General features: G+C 38.9%; 19 protein-coding genes. 6 read left to right on the top strand and 13 right to left on the bottom strand.

From position 1 onward, the window contains the following. Positions 1-1,192 precede the first annotated feature (1,192 nt). The 3 genes from ACFILL_RS00915 to ACFILL_RS00905 all read right to left on the bottom strand — a co-directional run bounded on the left by ACFILL_RS00915 (position 1,193) and on the right by ACFILL_RS00905 (position 3,954). The gene (locus tag ACFILL_RS00915) at positions 1,193-1,942 is read right to left on the bottom strand and encodes a murein L,D-transpeptidase family protein (protein WP_273790140.1); all 750 of its coding nucleotides are present in this window, start codon (positions 1,940-1,942) and stop codon (positions 1,193-1,195) included. A 38-nt stretch (positions 1,943-1,980) separates the two neighbouring features. Then, a complete protein-coding gene (locus ACFILL_RS00910) occupies positions 1,981-2,937 on the bottom strand; it encodes an acetyl-CoA carboxylase carboxyltransferase subunit alpha (protein WP_375630737.1) in 957 nt (318 codons plus the stop codon). Positions 2,938-3,015: 78 nt separating this feature from the next. After that, a complete protein-coding gene (locus tag ACFILL_RS00905; protein ID WP_273790142.1) occupies positions 3,016-3,954 on the bottom strand; it encodes a site-specific tyrosine recombinase XerD in 939 nt (312 codons plus the stop codon). Positions 3,955-4,214: 260 nt separating this feature from the next. On the opposite strand from ACFILL_RS00905, the gene ACFILL_RS00900 reads away from it, so the two are divergent. The 4 genes from ACFILL_RS00900 (at position 4,215) to ACFILL_RS00885 (ending at position 7,177) form a co-directional block, all read left to right on the top strand. Then, complete coding sequence (locus ACFILL_RS00900) at positions 4,215-4,847, top strand: shikimate kinase (protein ID WP_375630735.1); 633 nt, start codon at positions 4,215-4,217, stop codon at positions 4,845-4,847. Continuing rightward, a complete protein-coding gene (gene aroB, locus ACFILL_RS00895; protein ID WP_273790143.1) occupies positions 4,822-5,955 on the top strand; it encodes a 3-dehydroquinate synthase in 1,134 nt (377 codons plus the stop codon). Before ACFILL_RS00900 ends, aroB begins: the two co-directional genes overlap by 26 nt. A 416-nt stretch (positions 5,956-6,371) precedes the next feature. Beyond that, entirely contained in the window at positions 6,372-6,767 is a 396-nt protein-coding gene (locus ACFILL_RS00890; protein ID WP_273790144.1) for an MliC family protein, read from the top strand. 17 nt (positions 6,768-6,784) lie between these two features. After that, complete coding sequence (locus tag ACFILL_RS00885; RefSeq protein ID WP_273790145.1) at positions 6,785-7,177, top strand: MliC family protein; 393 nt, start codon at positions 6,785-6,787, stop codon at positions 7,175-7,177. 16 nt (positions 7,178-7,193) lie between these two features. On the opposite strand, the gene mnhG is transcribed toward ACFILL_RS00885, so the two are convergent. The 7 genes from mnhG to ACFILL_RS00850 all read right to left on the bottom strand — a co-directional run bounded on the left by mnhG (position 7,194) and on the right by ACFILL_RS00850 (position 13,970). Next, positions 7,194-7,604, bottom strand: a complete 411-nt coding sequence (mnhG, locus tag ACFILL_RS00880) for a monovalent cation/H(+) antiporter subunit G (RefSeq protein WP_273790146.1) — start codon at positions 7,602-7,604, stop codon at positions 7,194-7,196. Continuing rightward, a complete protein-coding gene (locus ACFILL_RS00875) occupies positions 7,601-7,882 on the bottom strand; it encodes a K+/H+ antiporter subunit F (RefSeq protein WP_273790147.1) in 282 nt (93 codons plus the stop codon). The genes mnhG and ACFILL_RS00875 overlap by 4 nt, the downstream gene beginning before the upstream one ends. Then, positions 7,879-8,364: a Na+/H+ antiporter subunit E gene (locus ACFILL_RS00870; protein ID WP_273790148.1), complete on the bottom strand. Its 486-nt coding sequence runs from the start codon at positions 8,362-8,364 to the stop codon at positions 7,879-7,881. Before ACFILL_RS00870 ends, ACFILL_RS00875 begins: the two co-directional genes overlap by 4 nt. After that, on the bottom strand, positions 8,361-9,983 hold the full coding sequence (locus tag ACFILL_RS00865; RefSeq protein WP_273790149.1) for a monovalent cation/H+ antiporter subunit D: 1,623 nt from the start codon (positions 9,981-9,983) through the stop codon (positions 8,361-8,363). Before ACFILL_RS00865 ends, ACFILL_RS00870 begins: the two co-directional genes overlap by 4 nt. Further along, complete coding sequence (locus ACFILL_RS00860; RefSeq protein ID WP_273790150.1) at positions 9,983-10,324, bottom strand: Na+/H+ antiporter subunit C; 342 nt, start codon at positions 10,322-10,324, stop codon at positions 9,983-9,985. The genes ACFILL_RS00865 and ACFILL_RS00860 overlap by 1 nt, the downstream gene beginning before the upstream one ends. Continuing rightward, positions 10,324-13,245 (bottom strand): monovalent cation/H+ antiporter subunit A, encoded by a 2,922-nt coding sequence (locus tag ACFILL_RS00855; protein WP_273790151.1) that lies wholly within the window; start codon positions 13,243-13,245, stop codon positions 10,324-10,326. Before ACFILL_RS00855 ends, ACFILL_RS00860 begins: the two co-directional genes overlap by 1 nt. 227 nt (positions 13,246-13,472) lie before the next feature. Next, positions 13,473-13,970 (bottom strand): BA14K family protein, encoded by a 498-nt coding sequence (locus ACFILL_RS00850; protein WP_273790152.1) that lies wholly within the window; start codon positions 13,968-13,970, stop codon positions 13,473-13,475. A 167-nt stretch (positions 13,971-14,137) separates the two neighbouring features. On the opposite strand from ACFILL_RS00850, the gene ACFILL_RS00845 reads away from it, so the two are divergent. Together ACFILL_RS00845 and ACFILL_RS00840 are read left to right on the top strand one after the other, a co-directional pair. Continuing rightward, positions 14,138-15,235: a carboxynorspermidine decarboxylase gene (locus tag ACFILL_RS00845; RefSeq protein WP_273790153.1), complete on the top strand. Its 1,098-nt coding sequence runs from the start codon at positions 14,138-14,140 to the stop codon at positions 15,233-15,235. A 54-nt stretch (positions 15,236-15,289) separates the two neighbouring features. Then, positions 15,290-16,528, top strand: a complete 1,239-nt coding sequence (locus tag ACFILL_RS00840) for a saccharopine dehydrogenase family protein (protein ID WP_273790154.1) — start codon at positions 15,290-15,292, stop codon at positions 16,526-16,528. Positions 16,529-17,683: 1,155 nt separating this feature from the next. Here the strand turns inward: ACFILL_RS00840 and lpdA are convergent. The 3 genes from lpdA to ACFILL_RS00825 are packed head-to-tail and all read right to left on the bottom strand — an operon-like array spanning position 17,684 to position 23,365. After that, a complete protein-coding gene (gene lpdA, locus ACFILL_RS00835) occupies positions 17,684-19,090 on the bottom strand; it encodes a dihydrolipoyl dehydrogenase (protein ID WP_375630654.1) in 1,407 nt (468 codons plus the stop codon). A 31-nt stretch (positions 19,091-19,121) separates the two neighbouring features. Further along, on the bottom strand, positions 19,122-20,333 hold the full coding sequence (gene odhB / locus ACFILL_RS00830; RefSeq protein WP_375643037.1) for a 2-oxoglutarate dehydrogenase complex dihydrolipoyllysine-residue succinyltransferase: 1,212 nt from the start codon (positions 20,331-20,333) through the stop codon (positions 19,122-19,124). 32 nt (positions 20,334-20,365) lie between these two features. Then, positions 20,366-23,365, bottom strand: a complete 3,000-nt coding sequence (locus tag ACFILL_RS00825; RefSeq protein WP_375643035.1) for a 2-oxoglutarate dehydrogenase E1 component — start codon at positions 23,363-23,365, stop codon at positions 20,366-20,368. Between the last annotated feature and the right edge of the window lie 8 nt (positions 23,366-23,373).

The raw sequence follows: 23,373 nt of genomic DNA, 5'->3' as shown, positions 1-23,373 counted from the left end.
AAGAAAATACACATTTTTAACAATGCTTTCTGCACAATAATGCCTCTCATAAAATTATTCGTACCTTTTCACTGAGCGGCAAAATCCCCATAGACTACCACAATTGAAACTTTTTAGCTCTCTTACAAAATCACATGCCGGAAAATGACTATCTATTAAAACACTCCAGCGCTAACATATTACCCTTATCTGTAAAATCGTCGCCCTCACACAAAATAGAATACCATTGTATCACGAATTCACGCACTCGTTTAAAAACATCGTCTCTCAATACGCATTATTCCTATTTCAAGACGCTACCCATAAATAATATAATACAAAATTCTCCATGAAATGTATAAGGCCCATTCTCCATCTTTACTCTATAAATATGTAAACTGATCGCCTCATACTTTTGCCAGTTAAAAATGTTTTGAAAAAACTTGGCACTTTAGAGTACTCATGAGAACTATCTGTACTCCTTTCTTTAAAAATTTTATTCACATGCCAATCCAATTTTATGGCGTGCAAAAAATGGTTTCGATTGATTCACCATAAACAAATTTTAAGATAAAAGGATCTTATGATATTTAGTCCCTAATTCAAACTGAAAAATTATAAACTATCATTATAAATCAAATTGTTATGATAAAAATTTTCAATATCCATCAATCTGTAAACAGATTGTTTTCTCTCTAAATGCGCTTCATCTGCAAACCACTTCATGTGATTCATTTCACAGACAGATTGGCCAAATTCTTGGTTCTAAAATATTCTGCTCAACTCTATATTTATTCAAGCTAATTGAAATCAAAATCCCTGTTAAGAAAAAACCAAAATCAGACAGAGGCAATATCGCATTTTAAAATATGTGAATGTATCTTATATAACAGCACGACAAGACAATATTTTACAGCATAAAAGAATAAAACTCTTTGAAAGAAATAAAAAGAGAGGCACATTCCATGTTAACTTACTCTTCACTAAAAACGAAGATTGACACCAGTGCCGATGTGCAAACAATCCAACTTCTTTGAGAAAATTCCTCTTGGCTTCCCACTTCATCTGATTTACTTACATAAGGCTCTATGAAAAAACTCTGCGCTTTAAAATATTGACTACTCACTTAAACACCTTATGTGCAAAGTTTTTGCATATCTTGTATCGCCATTATTAAGTGATAGTGTTACAGTGCAATAGAATACAATAACACTCACGGCATTCGAGAAACTGAAGTTTTATCAATATCGCGATTAAAAACGTAACGTTTTCCATAAACCTCAACAGTTGGAGGTTGACGATTTTTTTCAAAAAAATCATAACCTTTCTTAAGCATAACCCAGAATTGATAATGAGGATCCTTGCTATGACGTGACATATTATCCTCGGTCATGCGGAAAGGAAAAGCCTGTAACTGAAACTCTCTTTGTCCTCCTTTAAAAGCATCCCGTGCAAACGCATAAATCTGAGCCATGTTCTTATCACTCATAGAATAACAACCTGCGGAAAAGCAAGAACCATGCACCATAAGATTGCTTCCTGTGCGACCATTTTCTTGATCATAAAGGTTAGGAAATCCTATATTAAAAGAAAGATAATATTTTGAATAAGGATTCATTTGGTTTGCGCTAATAGTATAAAAACCCTCTGGTGTCTGAAGATCCCCTTCTTTATATTTAGGTCCAAGCTTACCAGACCATTTGCAAATACCATAGCGAGCAACCAAGATAAAAGGTCCTGAACGAGATTGTTTCCAAACTTCAGCAAGATTTTCTTCCTTGAAAAATCGCATTACAATTGGTGCATAAGGATCAATATCGTACAAAGCCATTCTATTCTGGATTTCTTGCGGCAACGGCTGCTCAACCTTAGCACGAATAGAAGCTGGTAATCTTCCTTCACATGCTGTCAATATTCCCATTACAAACAACATGCACACAGCGAGGAATCTGCTAAATGTCATCGAATAAAACTCCAATCAATCCCCTCACAAAAAATGACCTATGTTAGAGATCGACCAATTTGAAGGTATTTTTCTCTTCGCTCTTGTTTAAGAACTTCACCATCTTTTCCAGCCATAGCTTTTAAAGCCTCTGAAATAACATCACCCGTTGCATCAATGGCAATCTCTTTGCCACGATGTGCTCCCCCTAAAGGTTCCGAAATAATGCCATCAATAATCTTTAAGCGATACAAATCTTGAGCGGTAATACGCATATTCATTGCAGCATCTTTCGCACGAGCTGGATCACGCCATAAAATAGAAGCTGCTCCTTCTGGTGAAATAACAGAATAAATTGCGTGCTCCAACATATAAACTTTATTGGCAGCCGCGATTGCTATCGCCCCTCCAGAACCGCCTTCTCCAATAACAACGGAAACTACAGGAACTTTCAAACGCAAAGTTGTAGCTGTTGATTGGGCAATTGCTTCTGCCTGCCCCCGTTCTTCAGCACTCACACCAGGATAAGCGCCTGCCGTATCAACAAAAGTGAGAAGTGGCAAACCAAAACGATCAGCCATTTCCATAATACGTACAGCTTTACGATAGCCTTCTGGACGTGCAGAACCAAAATTATAGCGCAAACGTGTTTGCGTGTCATAACCTTTCTCTTGACCGATATAAGCAACGGCCTCACCTTTAAAGCGTGCAAACCCCGCTTGAATAGCCTCATCTTCAGCAAACTTGCGATCTCCGGCCAAAGGCGTAACGTCACTCAATAGGCGTTTAGAATAGTCCATAAAATGGGGACGATTAGGATGACGAGCGACTTGCGTTTTTTGCCACGGCGATAATTTTTTATAAATATCGCGCAAGGCTGTTTGGGAACGCGTTTCAAGGCGAGCAATCTCATCGCTCATATCAAGACTGCCTTTTTCCTGAGAAATTTTTTTTAATTCAAGAATTTTCCCATCAAGATCAGCAACTGGTTTTTCAAAATCAAGATAATTATACATTTGTGTCAACTCATTCAGTGTCACTTATACACTTATAATTTGCTTTATAAAGTCTTTTTCAAAAACATCACCTTTTCTTTAACGAGCCTTTTGCTCATCGGCAAGTGGATGATGCTCATTGACTAAACGATAAAGTCCCTCTTCCAACACATGGGTATAAATCTGAGTAGTAGCAATATCAGAGTGACCTAACAAATGTTGAACGGCACGCAAATCAGCACCATTTTGCAAAAGATGACTAGCAAAAGCATGACGCAACACATGGGGAGAAAAGCTATCACTTTCTATTCCTGCTCTTCTAGCGAGATTTTTCAACTCCCGCGCAACGACTTGACGAGCAATATATCCTGTCTCGGAATGCGCGGGAAAAAGATAAGAACTCGTAGCACCCTTTCCCTGATCACGCAAGTTTAACCACTGTGAAAGAACTTGGCATGCTTTTTTTGATAACAGCACCATTCGTTCTTTTTTGCCCTTACCACGAACCAAAACGCTGTACTCCTTCCTTCGAACAGACTGAACCGGCAGACTCACCAACTCACTGATGCGTAATCCCGTTGCATACAGCATTTCAATCAATAGCTGAAGACGCAGTGCACGGAAATACTCTTTGGACCCATAATCTGCTTGATTGACTTCTAACTGTGCCAAATCAAGCAATTTTATCACTGCATCTTCACTCATGATTTTGGGCAAAGGACGCCCCTGACGAGGTGCATCAATATCATGAGAGGGATCATCTGCTCTCAACCCTTCAGCATAAAGAAATTGATAAAACTGACGCAAAGTCGATAAACGGCGCGCTTGCGATGATGCCGCAAAACCAAAAGTATGCATAAGCGACAAAAGGGTAATTAAATCTTCTTTTTGTGCTGAAAAAAGCGAAACAGAGTGTGAAGACAATTCGTCTTGTGCCCACTGCAAATCATGCTGATAAGCCGCAAGTGTATGAGGTGAAGCCCCTCTCTCCGCGCTCATCATCTCAAGAAAATGATCTATCACAGCACCACTTTTCATTTCATTGATTCACTTCCGTAGAAAGATTCCATGAATCCAAGGGAACATCAATGTACATATCCACAGTTACTGGTTCAACCCAAACCACAAGAGCACCCATTATAATGAAAAAAACAGAAAACAAAATGAAAAGAATCATCAAAAATCTAGTCAATGTTGGCATAAGACAATAACCTACCCAAAAATATTCTATCTCGTATAATGCCTCACAAAGATTAACAGGAATTGACTTTAAGATGGATAAATGCCGAAATAAAGTTATGAAAAGCAATCGACCAAAACGAATCCCCATAACACAAATAAAGAATCAGCTCTTATCGTCCCTTGATAAAAGAGCACTTGTCCTTGTTGGCCTTATGGGGGCAGGCAAATCAGTGATCGGAAAACGCGTCGCCACCATGCTTCGTTTACCCTTTTATGATTCTGACCAAGAAATTGAAAAAGCTGCACAAATGACAATCACGGAACTCTTTGAAATTTATGGTGAATCCGAATTTCGTGCTCTTGAACAGCGTGTTATTCTAAACCTCATGAAAAAAAGTCCCCTTATTTTAGCAACAGGTGGTGGTGCCTACATAAATGAAAATATCCGAAAAGCCATTCAAAAAAATGGTATATCTATATGGCTAAAAGTCGATCTTGATATCCTCATGCAACGTGTCTCAAAGCACCCGACACGTCCCCTGCTTAAAACAGCCAATCCTAAAGAAACCATGCAAAAACTCATGGAACAGCGTTATCCTATCTATGAAAAGGCAAACTTAACAATTAACAGTCATAAAGAAAGCCGTCATACCGTAGCACAAAATGTTATACGATCCGTACAGCACTACCTATACACAGAAATTAACAATAGGGATAACCAGCATGCAAACCAAAACCGTCACTGTTAAACTGGACAAACACTGTTACGATATCATCATTGGTCCGGGTCTGATTACACAAGCTGCTTCACAGATTAAACATGCTCTTAACAAAAAAGATCCTTATCCAACGCGCTTTGCACTTGTTACAGATACAAATGTTGCTTCCCTTCATTTGGAGATATTGCAAGCAGAATTAACAAAAAATAAAATTCATACTGTCCCTATTATTGTAGAAGCGGGAGAACAATCAAAATCATTTTCAACCCTGCAAGTTGTCATCGATCAAATTCTTGCTGCGCGTTTAGAAAGAGGCGACTGTGTTATTGCTTTTGGCGGTGGTGTCATTGGCGATCTAGCAGGATTTGCGGCAAGTATAATCCGCCGTGGTATGAACTTCATTCAAATGCCCACAACGCTTCTTGCACAAATTGATTCCTCTGTTGGTGGAAAAACGGGCATCAACAGCCGATATGGCAAAAATCTTATTGGTGCTTTTTTTCAACCGCAATGCGTTATTGCTGACACCTGTGTCCTTGATACCCTATCACTGCGTGAATTTCGTGCTGGTTACGCGGAAATGGTCAAATATGGACTCATTAACCAGCCTGATTTTTTTGAATGGCTTGAAAAAAATGGACAAGAAGTCTTTTCTAATGGCCCTATGCGAACAGAAGCCATTGTCCGCTCATGCCAATTTAAAGCTGCCATTGTAGCACGTGACGAACACGAAACAGGAGAGCGCGCACTCTTAAATCTCGGCCATACATTTGGACACATGCTTGAAACAGCAACCGCTTATGACTCAAAGCGTTTAATTCACGGTGAAGCTGTAGCAATTGGAATGATTCTAGCGCATCAATTTTCTGCTCAATTAAATTTAATAAGCCCCACGCTTACACAACGCGTTGAAGCACACCTTAAAGCAATAGGATTACCTACACAATTAAAGGATATCCCAGGGTGTCTACCAGATGCTGAAACTTTAATGACTCTCATTGCCCAAGATAAAAAAGTTTTACAAAATAATTTGACCTTCATCTTAACGCGCGGACTTGGCCAATCATTTATTGCAAAAAATGTTTCACCAGATGCAGTTTTATCTTTTTTGGAACAAAAATTAACAGAAATTCGTTAATTCATATTGAATATAATTGATTCGTTTTTATACTTCTATTAAAGATTAAATATGATGATGTCTGCGTAGCTCAGTAGGATAGAGCACAGGATTCCTAAAGAAATTGGGCACTTTGAGGAGAAATCCTCAAAGTGAATCTGCTCAAATTCGGGGAAAGCTTCATGGGCGACTATATGCCAATCCCGAGCCAAGTCTCTCTTAAAATGAGAGAAAGGTGTAGAGACTGAACGGGCAGCACCTAAAGAGCAAAAGCTTCAAGGTGAAGAGACAGTCCAGACCACAAACAGCCGATAAGGCTGGCGGTGAAAATCGAAGTGGTATGAATCCTGGGGTCGCAGGTTCGAATCCTGCCGTAGACACCATCGTATCAGTCAAATTATTCTTTGTGCACAATATTAGGAATATAGGGAAGCATCATGAAAAAAACTTTGCACATTTTAGGATTTTTCACCGCTTTAAGTTTATCACTCTTCAGCTCAAACAATAGCTTAGCTGGTTCTTTAATCATTGAAGTACCAGACAATCCAGAGCCCAAAACAGAGATCATTACCTATCAGTGTGATACTGAAACAGGTAAAGAGCGCGTTGAGGCAGTCTATCTTAATGCTGATAATATTTCGTTGGTTGATTTCAAATGGAACGGTGATCGTGTCATTGCCGCTAATGTCATCGCTGCGACAGGAGCAAAATTTGCAGGAGCTCAGTATATCTGGTGGGAGAAGAACAAAGAAGTCACGCTTTATGACCTTGCTCAGGATCCAGAAGAAAAAAAACCTATCCTCTGTAAAGATGAGTCAACATTATTATTTTAAATAACACGGGAAATATTATGAAAAAAATTTCTTTTACTAAACAATTTTTCATTACTTTAAGTGTGTTCCTCCTCGGTTCAATTAATGCATTAGCAAGTTCTTTAGTCATTAAAGTACCAGATGATCCAGAACCAACAACAGAGACCGTCTCCTATCAATGCGATATGGGAACAAGCAAAGAGCATGTTGAAGCAACTTATCATAATGCTGGCAATATTGCGCTTGTTGATTTAAAATGGAACGGTAAGCGCATCGTTGGTTCTAATGTAATTGCCGCTTCTGGAGGAAAATATGTGGGTGGTCAATACATTTGGTGGATAACCAAAAATGAAGCCATATTTTACGATCTTATTAATGATCCAAAAGAAGAAAAGCCCATCCACTGTGTAGAAGAAAAAAGCACAGAATAAGGAAGGTTCTTACATTTCAAGAACCGCGCTGGCTCTCATCTCTTGATGTTCCTTCTGATGTGGGTAACTTTTCCTCCGTCTGGTGTAATAAAAGAGCCAGCGGTTTTTCTGACTGTTCTTCTGAATGATGTCGATAAGCTGCTGTATGTGAAAGCAACATAGAAGCTATCGGCGCTGTTAAAAACAAAAAAAACATCAGCAACGCTTCATGAAAAACAAAATAATGGTCCACAAATATTGAATAAAGAAATGAAGAAATAAGAATACTACCAACGCCCCAACTCGTACATACTGAAAGCATATGCAAACGCTTATAAAAATTGGAAAAACGCACCAAACCTATTGTTGCGATCAATGTCAGTCCCGACCCTAATATTAAGAAAATCGTGATAGCAATAGCAACCACAAGCGATACATCATCTTTCATTCAATAATCTCCCCTCGCATGAGAAATTTCGCCAAAGCAATACTCGAGACAGGACCCAACAACCCAATAATGAGAGCTGCGACAAAATAAATGGTTGTTCCAGAACGAATATCGAATGTAAGAAACAAAAGAATAGTGGTTATATAAAGGGCATCCAAACCAACAATTCTATCCTGTGCCCGTGGACCACGAATCAACCGAAACAGCGCGAAAATCACCGCTAAACTTAAAAAAAACTGTGAAAAGAAAAGCCCCCAATAAAGAATCACCATACTCATAAAAAAATCTCCAAAAGCAATTGCTCATACCGTTGTTTGATCAACTGTTTGTAATCATATCCATTTTTTAAATTTAAGACATGAAGCAAAAGTTCACCCTTTTTACTATTATAGGCAACCCAAGCAGTTCCAGGGGTTGCCGAAAGGATGCACGCTAAAATAGCCAAAGCAGTGCGATTATGAAGCAGAAGAGGTACTACAATAAAACCAGATTTCTGCTCTCGAGACCTTTTTGTTAAAACAAACCAAGCCACCGAAACATTTGAGAATATAGAATCTATAAATACTCGAAAAACGAGACGAAAAACCGCACTCCAGCTTTTAATAACAGCCTTCTCTGGCTCCAGAAGCCGTATCATCCAACCACAAAACAAAGCGGTTAAAATCCCTAAAAGCAATTGCCCTAAACTAAAACCATTTAAAATAAGCCACATAAGGACAATGCCACCACTGAAAAAAGGGGAAGTATAAAAACGATTCATTTACTCATCTCCCTATTTTCGAGAGAAAAATCCGTTAAAACGCTCCCAATATAGTTTTGAGGTTCATACAAAGTCTTAGCGGTTTCAGACATATAATGACTAACAGGACTGGCTACAATTGTTATAAGAAAACACAAGGCAAGAAGAACGGCAATAGGTGCAAATTCTATCACCTGCACACGGGGAACGCGACCTTCAAGAGAAATCCAAAAAGTTCGGATACCCGTTCGTGTCAGTGCAATCAAAGCTGCAAAGCCAGAGAGGGTGACAAAAACTACAAAAAGCCAATCTTGGTAAACCGGAAGAGAGGCAAAAAAATCCTCTCTACTATGGTTTAAAATTGCCATGAACATCATAAGTTTAGCAACAAAACCAGAAAAAGGTGGCAATCCAATAATCAAAATGGCACAGATACCAAAACAAGCCCCAAGAATTGCCAAGGTTACAGGGAAATATGTGCCAACTTCATCTTCTTCCTCCTCTTCATCGTCGCCATAAACCTCCATTGTGACAGCAAGAACATTAGCAGCCACATCTTGACAGCGCTCAACCAACTCTACCAAAAGAAAAAAAGCTCCCAGTGCTAAAGTTGAAGAAACAATATAAAAAAGTGCACCTGCTGTCAGTGCTGCATTGCCGATGCCGATCGCGGCCAACAATGTACCAGAAGAGACAAGGACACTATAAGCTGCCAAACGCACCAAAACTTGACTCGCCAATACCCCAATAAAACCAACAATCATAGTGGCAAGCCCACCATAAAACAAAACCGTATGACCAAAATGGTTAAAATATTCACTTTCAGGACTAAACCATAGCAACGTTAAACGTAAAATAATATAAATACCCACCTTGCTCAAAAGTGCAAAAGAAGCTCCAACGGGTGCTGCTACTGCACTGTAAGTTGGCACCAACCAAAAATTAAGCGGCCACATACCCGCTTTAAGCAAAAAAGCAATACCTAAAAGTGCAACACCTATTTCGAACAAAACAATATCTGTAGAAGATATATATTTTATTTTAACAGCCAAATCGGCCATATTAAGAGTACCAACGACTCCATAAATGAGCGCTATACCCACTAAAAAAAATAATGAAGCAACAAGATTAACCACGACATAATGCAACCCTGCGCGCACGCGTGTCTGACCAGAACCATGCAAAGCAAGCCCATAGGAAGCCGTTAACATAACTTCAAAAAACACAAATAAATTAAATAAATCGCCGGTCAAAAAAGCACCATTTATTCCCACCATAAAAAATTGCATTAGTGACTGAAAATGAGAACCAGCTTTGTACCAATGAGCCCGCGCAAAAACCAACACGCTAGTCACCAACAAGCTGGAAAGTAAAAGCATCATAGCGCTTAAGCGATCAAGGACTAAAACAATTCCAAAAGAAGACGGCCAATTACCAAGTCGATAAACATCGCAAGCCGGTGCTATTTCAAGAGTACGTATAATCAATAAAATGGCAGTAACGACCAACAGTCCCGCAGAAGAAAGACTGATGAATGATTTAAGTTTTGCACGACGTTCATCATAAAAAAGAAGAAGTGCTCCAGTGATTAACGGCAAAAGAATAGGCAAAATAAGGAGATGATGCACCCCTACTTCCATTATTGCACCTCACGTCCATCAACGTGATCAGAACCCGTTAAACCACGTGAAACCAACAAGATAACTAAAAATAAAGCTGTTGTTGCAAAACCAATCACAATCGCAGTTAACACCAAGGCTTGTGGGAGAGGATCGACATAATTAGCTGGATTAATAACAGTGGTAGGATCAACAATTGGAGCAGCATTACTACGCGGTCTACTCATTGAAAATATAAAAAGATTAACACCATAAGAGATCAAGGACAAACCAAGAATGACTTGAAAAGTACGTGGACGTAAAACAAGCCAAATACCTGATCCGACAAAAACACCGATACCCAAAGAAAGAACAATTTCCATTAATTTTCCTTCTCTTTTAAAATAGGTTTCTTACCGATTCGGTAACTCCGAATTGACTGGTGTGCAAGTGCAATTAAAATGAGAACAGTTGCTCCCAACACAAGAGAAAGTACACCAAAATCAAACAAAAAAGCAGATGTCATGGGAACTTTCCCAATTAACGGAAGATGAATATATCGAAAAAAGGATGTTAAAAAAGGATATCCAAAAAACCAAGAGCCCATCCCCGTTACAACTGACAACAATAAGCCAAAGCCTATCCAACGCAAAGGTAAAACTCTCAAATGCGTTTCCACCCACCGAATATCGCGTGCAAGATATTGTAAAATAAACCCTATCGCCAAAGTAATACCACCGACAAATCCACCTCCTGGCAGATCATGCCCTCGCATGAATAAATAAATAGCAAAAGCAATAATAATCGGAAAGAGCCAACCCATAATAACAGCAGGAACAGCTAAATAATTTAATACTGTATCTCCCACATTTCGATTAGGCTGTGCTATATCAAAGGCTTTCTGGATACGTTGTTGAAAAGGCGCATCAATACTCTCAGGCGCAGGACGAAAACGTCGTAAGAGGGCAAAAACAGTAAGGGAAACAACACCCAAAACCACAATTTCTCCCATGGTATCAAAACCACGGAAATCAACCAACAACACATTCACAACATTGCGACCACCAGCATCTGAGTAAGCATGCGTTAGAAAAAAATCAGAAATCGTTGTACCTTGAGGACGTGTCATCACTGCAAAAGAAAGCCATGCTACACCAGCACCTCCTACAAGGGATATGATGAAATCACGGAAACGACGCAAACGAATCCAAAAATGAACAGCAGCTGGCCCAGGATCATGCAAACGTTTAGGCAACCACCGTAAACCAAGCAATAATAAAACGACTGTAACAACCTCAACAACCAATTGTGTTATTGCTAAATCAGGAGCAGAAAGCCATAAAAAGGTTGCACAAGTCATCAAACCAGCTCCCCCTAAAAGCATAAGTGAAGCAAGACGATGAAACTTTGCTCGCCAAGCAACTAAAAGCGCACATAATCCGCCAACCAGCCAAAGAGCGAGAAAAGGAATATCAAGTGGAAAAAGCGGTAATGTCCCCACTGGAATGAAACCATCGCACCAAAGTAAAAGACCAACAAATGCAAAACAGACCCAAAAAATCCAATGCAACTGGATCTGCAAACGGCGTGTTGACAAAGCAGATTCCACCGCACGGGCCCATTTCCAAGAAATAATTACGAGAATGCGTTCAAAAATACGCGGTCCTTTTAAGTGACGGAAAAAAGGAGCCCCATCATCACAGGATAAAAAATAACGATGCCCGACAGCATAGAGCAATCCGCCCCCTAATAATGCAACAAAACTCATCACTAATGGAGTGTTAAACCCATGCCAAACAGCCAAACTATAAGGAATTGTCATTGGTCCTAAAACAGACACGACCGCATTATCTAAAATAGGTCCTATTGTTAAATTAGGGAAAATACCAACCGCTAAACAAATAAACACCAAAAGCTCCATTGGTAAACGCATAAAATGCGGTGGTTCATGGGGAGTCTTGGGTAAATTGTCAGGCTTTGGTCCTAAAAAAACACCGTGAATAAAGCGTATAGAATAAGTCACACTAAACAGACTAGCTAGCGTTGCCACATAAGGCGCAATCCAATCGAGCCATGATTCCATATGCGTTTCAACAGCTTCAGCAAAAAACATCTCTTTCGATAAAAAACCATTCAACAAAGGAACCCCAGCCATCGCTGCACTCGCAACTAAAGCAAGAGTTGCTGTAATAGGCATAGAACGATAAAGCCCTGACAGTTTACGCATATCACGTGTTCCTGTCTCATGATCAATAATGCCAGCAGCCATAAATAAAGAAGCCTTAAAAGTAGCATGATTGGCCATATGAAAGATCGCCGCAACACATGCAAGTGGACTACCAAGACTTAAAAGCGTTGTAATTAATCCAAGATGACTAATAGTCGAGTAAGCAAGCAGTCCTTTTAAGTCTTGCTGAAACATGGAAAAATAGGCACCTAGCAGCAATGTCGAGAGTCCTGAAAAGCCAACCAGCCAAAACCAAGATTCTGTTCCAGAGAGCACAGGCCATAAACGAACAAGCAAAAACAATCCCGCTTTTACCATTGTTGCCGAATGCAAATAAGCCGATACGGGGGTTGGAGCAGCCATCGCGTTGGGTAGCCAAAAATGAAAGGGAAATTGCGCGCTTTTTGTTAACCCTCCCAATAAAATACAAATAAGGATAGGACTATAAAGAGAACTTGACCGGATCATATCTCCAGACTGTAGCACCTTATCCAAATCAAAACTGCCAACAGTATACCCAATCAATAAAACTCCAATAAAAAGGGCAAAGCCGCCAAAACCTGTGATCGTTAGAGCCATACGCGCACCCTCACGCGCACTTGCATTATGGTACCAATAGCCGATCAACAAAAAAGAAAAAATACTGGTGAGTTCCCAGAAAACAACCAAAAAGACGAGATTACCTGATAAAACTATTCCTATCATTGATCCCATAAAAGCCAAAAAAAAGGAAAAAAAACGAGGTACAGAATCCGCTGGATCCATGTAATAACGTGAATAAATGACAACAAGCAGCCCAATCCCTGTAATGAGCAAGCAAAAAAGCCACGATAAACCATCTATACGAAGAATCAAATCGCTTCCCCATTCTGGAAGCCAAGAAATATCTAAACGCACTATGTGGTTTCCGCGAACTTCCGGATAAAGCATTATTGTAAAAATAAGACAGAAAAGCGCGACAATCCCAGCAAACCAGGCTTCATTATTTTTTGCTGTCGAACGAAAAAAGCCAATGACAGCACTTCCACCAAAGGGAAGCAAAACGAGCAATACCAACATTGCTTCCCGTGTTGTCATTCTTTAAACTCCATTTTGCCTTAATATTTTGTCATCGACAAAAACTTATATTCTCACCCCCCATTCCACACTTAATGATAATAAGATTTAATAAAACTTAAAAGCATTTAAAATTTTAAAAAAAACAATGCTGGCATGAAAATACTGCGCACCACACAAGTCTTCTCTTTATTTTAAGAACAATAACGCCCACGACAAGAAGCAATTAAAATTTTATTTAATAATTTCTATCCTTTAAAAAAGCGTGATAAACACTGCTTACGCCCCCCATGAAAAGGCTGAAAACTATTATCATTTTTATTATAAGAGCGATAACGCGCAAGGCAAGATTCAATATGTTGTTTAAGCATCCATGGCTCTTTTTTTTCTAATTTTTCCGAAGAAGAAGTTAAAAACACTTTTTTAGCATCTGGTACAACTTTTAATGATGCGCCTTTTGTGCTTAAGTGCGGTGATGTAATAAATGCCACTTCAGGGTACCACCAATTATCACTGTATTTACGATAACCACGCCGATAATGACGATAACCTTTAAAACCATTAAGTTCTCTACGCCCCGTAAAAATCAAAGGCACCGAACTATCTTGGAGAGAGGTCTGAGTAACCAGTTTGGCTTTAGCATCACTCCTATTTTGCCCCCAATTAACAAGAGTGGTTATTATAATGAAAAAACTGCTAACAAATACAAAAGCTAAAGCATAATATAATTTTTTTTTCATACTCATAACAAAAAACTCAACATAATAAACAACAGTAATTACAGAAAGCCTTTCTCTTGCTGGACAGAAACAGATTCTTTTCTTAAGATTCTTTTTTCTTGAGACATTCTGTTACTCTTTGTACTAAACGTTGATCTTGGCAATAAGATCCTACAAAAAAGAATGAATAAATAATGATAAAAACCCCCTACTATCTTATAGACAAATCGAAACTCATCAAAAACATGCAAACAATTTCTCGTTTACGGGAAATGTCCGGAGCTAAAATTTTACTTGCTTTGAAATGTTTTGCCACATGGAGTGTTTTTGATTTAATGTCTGAGTTCATGGATGGAACCACATCATCATCCCTTTATGAACTGCGTTTAGGAAGAGAAAAATTTGGCAAAGAAACCCATGCTTATTCAGTGGCTTGGGCAGATGATGAAATTGATGAAGCCTGTGGTTATGCAGATAAAATCATCTTTAATTCCATCCAACAGCTTCAACGCTTTTCTGATGCAACAAAAACCATTCAAAGAGGTTTAAGGTTAAACCCAGGAATGAGCGCATCAAATTTTGATCTTGCCAACCCCTCTCGCCCTTTTAGCCGCTTAGGAGAAACAAACCAAAGCGCTATCAAAGAAGTTCTGCCTCTTATCAACGGATTGATGATCCATAACAATTGTGAAAATGCTGACTTTAATCTTTTTAACCAAATGCTTGGATATATGGAAGAAAAATTTGCAGAACTTTTTTCTGCTGTTGACTGGATAAGCCTTGGCGGCGGAATCCATTTTACGGCTGAAAATTATCCTCTAGAAGCTTTCGCAAAACGCTTAAAACAATTTTCTAAAACTCATGGTGTCACTCTTTTTCTAGAACCAGGAGAAGCTGCTATTACCAAAAGCACCACACTGGAAGTAAGCGTTCTTGACACATTGTATAATGAAAAAAAACTTGCCATCGTTGATAGCTCTATTGAAGCTCATATGCTTGATCTTTTAATTTATCGTGAGAATGCCAAATTAGAACCCAATCAAGGTCCACACGAAATTATGATTTGTGGAAAGTCTTGTCTTGCCGGCGATATTTTTGGAACATTTCAATTTCAAAAACCTCTTAAAATAGGCGATAGACTGTCTTTTCAGGATGCAGCAGGTTATACAATGGTCAAAAAAAACTGGTTTAATGGCGTTACAATGCCTGCTATTGTTCTCAAAGAGTGCGATGGTACATTAACACTTCAACGCCAATTCAGCTATAACGACTATCAGGAAAGCCTTTCATAAAGATAAACCATAAAAAACGTCATACAACAGTATTAAAAAGGAGATGGACCTACAATGAAAAAAAATGTTCTCATTATTGGTGCCGGAGGTGTTGCACAAGTTGTTGCGCATAAATGCGCTCAAAACAACGATATTCTTGGTGAAATTCATATTGCTTCACGAACACTCAAAAAATGTGAGGCCATCATTGCTTCTATTAAAGAAAAAAACACAATGAAAGAACAGGGTGTTCTCAAAAGCCATTCGCTCAATGCCATGAATGTAGAAGAAACTATAAAGCTCATCCAAAAGACCAAATGCGAAATTGTCATTAATGTTGGTTCTGCCTTTCTTAATATGTCTGTTCTTTCAGCTTGTATTGAAACCAAATGCGCTTATATCGATACCGCAATTCATGAAGACCCATTGAAAATTTGTGAAACACCTCCTTGGTATGGCAATTATGAATGGCCTCGACGTCAAGAATGTGAAAAAGCTGGTATAACCGCTATTTTAGGAGCAGGTTTTGACCCAGGTGTAGTGAACGCTTATGCTGCATTAGCGCGCGATGATTATTTTGATAAAATCACAGATATTGATATTATTGATATTAATGCCGGAAATCATGGGCGTTGGTTTGCTACAAATTTTGATCCAGAAATTAACTTCCGTGAATTTACAGGACAAGTATGGTCATGGCAAAATAAAAAATGGACTTCCAATAAAATGTTTGAAATCAGCCATGAATGGGATCTTCCCGTTGTGGGAAAACAAAAAGCCTATATGACAGGACATGATGAAATTCATTCACTTTCCAAAAATCTTGATGTAGAAAATGTCCGTTTCTGGATGGGATTTAGTGATCGTTATATCACTGTTTTTACGGTTCTAAAAAACCTCGGACTCTTATCCGAACAACCAATTAAAACGGCAGAAGGTCAAGAAGTCGTGCCCTTGAAAGTCGTGAAGGCCGTCTTACCCGACCCTTCCTCTCTCGCCCCAGACTACACAGGAAAAACCTGTATCGGAGATCTTATTAAAGGCGAAAAAGATGGAAACTCGAGAGAAATTTTTATCTATAATATAGCCGATCACAAACAAGCTTTTCATGAAACTGGGGCACAAGGCATTTCCTATACAGCTGGCGTACCAGCAGCCGCAACAGCTCTTCTTATTGCCACAGGCGAATGGGATGTTAAAACTATGGTCAATGTAGAAGAATTACCACCCCACCCTTTCCTTAAATATCTTGATCATATGGGGCTTCCCACTTTTATAAGAGAACAACAAGAAGATAAAAAATTACAATTTTAATACCTATAGAAAGCATATGCTTGATTTTTTAAGTTATCACAAAACTGCCCAATGAAAACAAACTTAATATTCTCGTGTAATTATGGTTTTCAAAAAAATTTTAGCTATTCGTTATATTTTGGCAACATTACGATTTCTTAACAACCTTAAAGAAGAGACATATCATCTTTTTAAGACATAGCAAGCAATGATCAAGAAAAGCAGAGAAGAAAAAACTAACTTAATCACACTGTATGACTTGTCATTATCATCAAAAAGATAGTGTCATAAACAAAAGATATAAAAATACCGCTTTTTTAAAGAAGAGCGGTATTTTGTAGAATATCCAATCCCTCCCCTCTTCATCTTAAATGACAAAGATCCTTAACCCACACCAATCATTAAACAATTCAATTTCTTTGGGTGAATTCCTCTCGGCTTCTCTCTTCATATGATTCATCATCATATATAACACATTGATTTATAACAATAAAATATCATTTTCAACTTGATTTATAACGCTGAATACTGTAAGATTTTCTTATCACAAGCTCTCTCACATTGAAGCAATTAAAATCTTTTGTCTGCACATCACAAACAAAGCGAGCGTGTGAGGTAAAATGATAAAAGAACAGAATAAAAATTCTCTTATGAAAACTCTCAAATAATAAAGAGCTTTAGCAATATTGAGAACTGAAAAAGTGTATTATCAATGTCAGCGTGTACTTTTACTAAACATAAAGATGATGGTGCACAATAGGTCTTATAACAGTTTGAATGAATTTCATATATTTCAAGAGAAACTTTACAGCTATACCATTCACGAGCACCATTGCGAAGTAGATTTGGGCATTTTGAGAGATGTTTTCTTAACACAAAGCACGCAGATAGGCTCAGAATCCTATCTTAAATATTTTATAACAGTATAAAAACTACCCCATATATAAAACTTTACATAGACTAAACACCACCGCTCTAAACGATAGTGCACAACAGAATAATCAATCAAAACTGCACAACAGATATCTAAAACAGTAATTATCGAAAAGCATACAACAAATGGAACATTTTAATACAATTGGTTATATTCCTTTTTAAAGTTTTAAAATGTTGTTGCATGCTTCACTAATATTTTCCGCCTCATGTGCCTTTTAAAATGTACTTTTTAAAAGCTTTTTAAATATGAAGTGGTTTAGCAAATGTTGCCAAAGCTGCCTCACGCACGGCTTCTGATAAGGTAGGATGTGCATGGCAACAACGTCCCAGATCTTCTGATGAACCACCAAATTCCATTAAAACTGCAATTTCATGGATCATTTCACCAGCACCAAATCCAAGAATATGCCCCCCTAATACCCGATCTGTTTTTTTATCAGAAAGGATTTTAACGAACCCATCACTCTTTTGCATTGCACGTGCACGACCATTAGCCATAAAAGGAAATTTGCCAACATTATATTCAATACCAGCAGTTTTTAGCTCTTCTTCTGTCCTTCCTACACTCGCAATTTCCGGCTGTGTATAAACAACACTAGGAATAACATCAAAATTAACATGTCCTTTTTGACCTGCCAAAATTTCTGCCACAGCAACGCCTTCTTCCTCTGCTTTATGTGCTAACATTGGTCCTTTTACGACATCACCAATTGCATAAATTCCTGGAACATTCGTCTGCCAATGAGCATCAATTGCAATAAATCCGCGTTCATCTAACTGAACACCAGCCTCTTGTAAGCCAAGCCCCTCTGTATAGGGAGAACGTCCAGTAGCAATAAGCACAACATCAGCCTCTAAAGTTTCAGATTCACCACCTTTGACAGATTCAAAGCTCACCTGAGCAGTTGAGCCAGATTGTGTAACAGCTGTCACCTTTGCACCCGTTTTATATTCAATCCCCTGTTTTTCCATTAATTTCTGAAATTGCCGTGAAACTTCACCATCCATTGAGCCCAAAACTTTATTAAGATACTCAATAATGGTCACCTTAGCACCTAAACGGCTCCAAACTGATCCAAGTTCTGAACCAATGACACCAGCACCCACTACAATCATATGCGCTGGTACTTTTTCAAGTGAGAGAGCTCCCGTAGAAGAAACAATAGTCTTTTCATCAATTTCAACATTCACCCCTGGAATGCCTGAACTCTCTGAACCGGTAGCAATAATAATATTTTTTGTTTCAATTGTTTGTTTATTACCATCTCTGGCAACAACTTCCACATGACCCGCACTCAAAATTTTGGCTGTCCCAAAAAAAGTATCAACTTTATTTTTTTTCATCAAAAAAGAAACACCACTCGTATTGGCTGTTACCACAGCTTTCTTATGAACCATCATTTGTTCAAGGTTAAGCTTAGATTTACCAATAGAAATACCAAGCGTTTCAAAACCATGCTGGGTTTCAGAAAACACTTCTGAAGCATGCAACAACGCTTTAGAAGGAATACAACCAACGTTGAGACATGTTCCTCCTAATGTTGTACGCTTTTCAATAATCGCTACTTTAAGTCCCAGTTGTGCCGCCTTTATTGCTGCTACATAACCACCTGGACCCGCTCCGATCACAGCCACATCATAAGACATCCGTTTCTCCTTTCATCCTGAAAACTGTATTTTACAAATCAAGAACAAGGCGTTCCGGATCTTCTAAGCTTTCCTTAACACGCACAAGGAAAGTCACAGCTTCTTGCCCATCCACAATACGGTGATCATAAGAAAGCGCTAAATACATCATGGGACGAATCACAACTTGTCCCTCAACAACCATTGCTCGCTCTTTAATCGCATGCATTCCCAAAATACCAGATTGTGGTGCATTCAAAATCGGTGTTGACATCAACGATCCATACACACCACCATTGGTAATGGTAAAAGTTCCGCCCTGCATATCAGAAACGGCTAATTTTCCATCACGCGCAAGACGTCCCAAACGACCAATCTCTTTTTCAATCTCTGCCAATGACATTTGATCTGCATCTCGCACTACTGGAACAACAAGCCCTTTATCCGTTCCAACAGCAATTCCAACATTGACATAGTTTTTGTAAACAATATCTGTCCCATCAATCTCGGCATTAACAGCAGGAAGTTCTTTTAATGCATGACAAACAGCCTTGGTAAAAAACCCCATAAAACCAAGTTTAACACCATGTTTCTTTTCAAAAAGATCCTTATAACGCTTGCGCAAATCCATCACAGCTGACATATCAACCTCATTAAATGTGGTTAACATCGCTGCTACATTTTGTGCATCTTTAAGACGGCGAGCAATTGTTTGACGCAATTTCGTCATACGAACCCGCTCTTCACGTGTTTCTTGGACAGGAGTTGCCGAAGAACTCGTCGCAGAAGAAGAGGGTGTAGGGGCATTTGTACTTTGTTTTAATCCACCAAGAACATCTTCTTTAAGAATTTGTCCACGTTTTCCAGAACCTGAAATATCGCTTTTTGCAACATTATTTTCAGCCATCAATTTTGCTGCTGAAGGAGAAGGAGGCATTGCACTGCTCAAAGCAGACTTCTCCGATTCAGATGAAGCCGCTGGAACAAGCGTAGCAGAAGGTGAAAATGATTGGGAGACACCAGCTTCTCCAGCTTTCACCACTCCTAAAAGAGCATTTACTTCAACCGTATCGCCTTCTTTTGCAATAATTTCAGATAATTTCCCAGCAACAGGAGAAGGAACTTCAACGGTTACCTTATCAGTTTCTAATTCAACCAAAGGCTCATCCATAGCGACAGCTTCGCCAAGTTTTTTAAACCATTTGCCAACCGTTGCTTCGGTAACCGATTCGCCCAAAGTAGGAACACGAATTTCAGTAGTCATAATATTTTTCCATACATCAGAGTAGTAATAAATTAAGAACCTAACGCGTCTTTAAGAAACGCAGCCAGTTGTTCAAGGTGTTTCACCATTAACCCAGAGGCCGGTGACGCACTCGCAGGACGTCCTGCATAACGAGCACGTGAATATTGCGCATTAATATGCGTCAAAACCCATTCCAAATAAGGCTCAATAAATGACCAAGCCCCCATGTTTTTTGGTTCCTCTTGGCACCAAAAAACTTCCGCCTGCAAAAAGCGCGATAACACATTTACCAAAACTTTTGCAGGGAAAGGATAAAGCTGTTCAATACGAAGGAGATAAACATCATCAATACCCTTTTTTTCACGTTCTTCATAAAGGTCGTAATAAACCTTACCAGTACAAAGAACGACACGGCGAATTTTATTATCTTTTTGCAACTTAATGACAGAATCTTTGAGACATTCTGCATCATCAAGCAACACACGACAGAAACTTGTTTCTGGCCCCATTTCATTGAGAAGAGAAACCGCTCGCTTATGACGTAAGAGTGATTTCGGTGTCATCAAAATCAATGGCTTACGGAAATCACGCTTAATTTGTCGACGCAAAATATGAAAATAATTTGCAGGGGTTGTACAATTAGCAACCTGCATATTATCTTCCGCACAAAGTTGAAGAAATCGTTCTAAACGTGCAGAAGAATGCTCCGGCCCTTGCCCTTCAAAACCATGAGGCAATAAACACACAAGACCAGACATACGAAGCCACTTACGCTCTGCAGATGAAATAAATTGATCAAAAATGACCTGTGCACCATTAGAGAAATCACCAAATTGTGCTTCCCAAAGTGTTAATCCTCGTGGTTCAGCAAGAGAATATCCATATTCAAAACCAAGAACAGCTTCTTCAGAAAGCATAGAATTAACAACGTCATAAAGCGCTTGCCCCTTTTGTAAATGATTCAAAGGAATATAACGCGTCTCATTTTCTTGGTCATAAAGAACGGAATGACGTTGTGAAAAAGTTCCCCGCTCAACATCTTCACCGGAAAGACGAACCGGTGCACCTTCCAAACAAAGTGAACCAAAAGCTAAAGCTTCAGCGGTTGCCCAGTCAACACCCTCACCGGTTTCAAAAATTTTAGCACGATTATTTAAAAAACGTTGAATGGTTTTGTGAACGTGAAAATTCGCCGGAATTTCAACAATTTTCTGACCAATTTCCTTTAAAGTTTTTAATTCAACACCGGTTGCTCTAGAATGCTGCTCATCAGAACTACTAAAAGCTTTGAGTCCCGTCCAGCTTCCATCAAGCCAATCAGCCTTATTAGGCTTATAAGAAGCACTCGCTTCAAGTTCACCTTCAAGCTTATCGCGCCATAATTTTTTTTGTTGCTCAATCTCTTCTGAAGAAATCATTCCTTCTGCTACCAATTGGTCACTATAAAGTTGAAGTGTTGTTTTATGATTACGAATTGCTTTATACATAAGCGGCTGCGTAAAGGAAGGTTCATCACCTTCATTATGCCCATAACGGCGATAACAAAACATATCAATAACCACTGGTTTATGGAAAATTTGGCGAAACTCTGTTGCTATTTTGGCAACAAAAACAACCGCCTCAGGATCATCACCATTCACATGGAAAATTGGTGCATCAATCATTTTTGCGACATCTGATGGATAAGGCGAAGAACGTGAAAAACGTGGAGATGTTGTAAAACCAATCTGGTTATTGATAATAACATGAAGTGAGCCTGCAACACGATAACCTTTAAGACCTGAAAGACCAAAAGTTTCTTGGATAACGCCTTGTCCTGCAAAAGCAGCATCACCATGAATAAGCAATGGCATCACTTTTGAACGCTCACTTAATGGGAGTAAATCAGTATGCGCAGGTCCCATAAGTTGATCTTGTTTAGCACGTGCTTTCCCCATAACAACCGGATCAACAATCTCAAGATGAGATGGATTAGCCAACAGCGATAAGTGAACTTTTTTACCATCAAAGTCCAGATCAGCGGTAGTTCCCAAATGATATTTGACATCACCGGATCCCTCCACATCATCAGGCTTATAAGATCCCCCTTTGAATTCATGAAAGATAGCCCTATGCGGTTTGGCAAGAACTTGTGAAAGAACATTTAAACGACCACGATGTGCCATTCCTAAAATAACTTCCTGCACCCCCAAAGCACTACCACATTTGATAATTTGTTCAAGAGCGGGAATCAGCGCCTCACCACCATCGAGTCCAAAACGCTTTGTACCTTTATATTTAGTGTCTAAAAACTGTTCGAATCCCTCTGCCTGAATAAGCTTATTCAGAATAGCTTTCTTGTCTTGTTGTGTGAAAGAATTTTTTTTATCTCGCCCTTCAATGCGTTCTTGAAGCCATGCTTTCTGAACTGGATCAGAAACATGCATATATTCCACACCGATTGTTGAACAATAGGTCCGATTGAGAATCTCAAGCATTTGCGGAATAGTTGCATATTCCAATCCTAAAACATTATCAATAAAAATGGGACGCTCGTAATCAGCTGGAGTAAAACCATAAGCTTCTGGAGAAAGTTCCTTATAATCTTCTTGTTTTTCGGCCAATTGAAGAGGGTCAAGCTGCGCATGAAGATGTCCCCGTTCTCGAAACGCACGAATCATCATAATTGCATGAACGGAATCACGTGTTGCACGAATAATATCTTGTTTACTGGAAGTTTTTCCCTTTTGTGCAACACCTGTTATTGCTTTTTCCTTTAATTTATCGCCAAGATATTTTTCAAGAGAAGACCAATCACCATCAAGAGCAGAAACCAATTCACCCTCTGCTTTTAATGGCCAATGATCACGCTGCCATGTTGCTCCTTCAGCATTTTTAAGAACATCTTCTTTATTATCATGAAGTCCTTCAAAAAAAGCACGCCACTGTGAATCAACACTGGTAGGATCTTTTTCATATTGAGCATAAAGTTGATCTATATAATCCGCATTCCCACCATAAAGAAATGATGTCTGTGCAAAAAGGCTATTTATTTCGTCCTGCCTTGCCATATACCTCT

It is taken from the genome of Bartonella sp. AP20NXHL (genome assembly GCF_042196165.1).
In the GTDB taxonomy this organism is placed as follows: Bacteria; Pseudomonadota; Alphaproteobacteria; order Rhizobiales; family Rhizobiaceae; genus Bartonella.
Note: the sequence above shows the minus strand (reverse complement) of the source record. Positions and strands in the feature narration are given on the sequence as shown.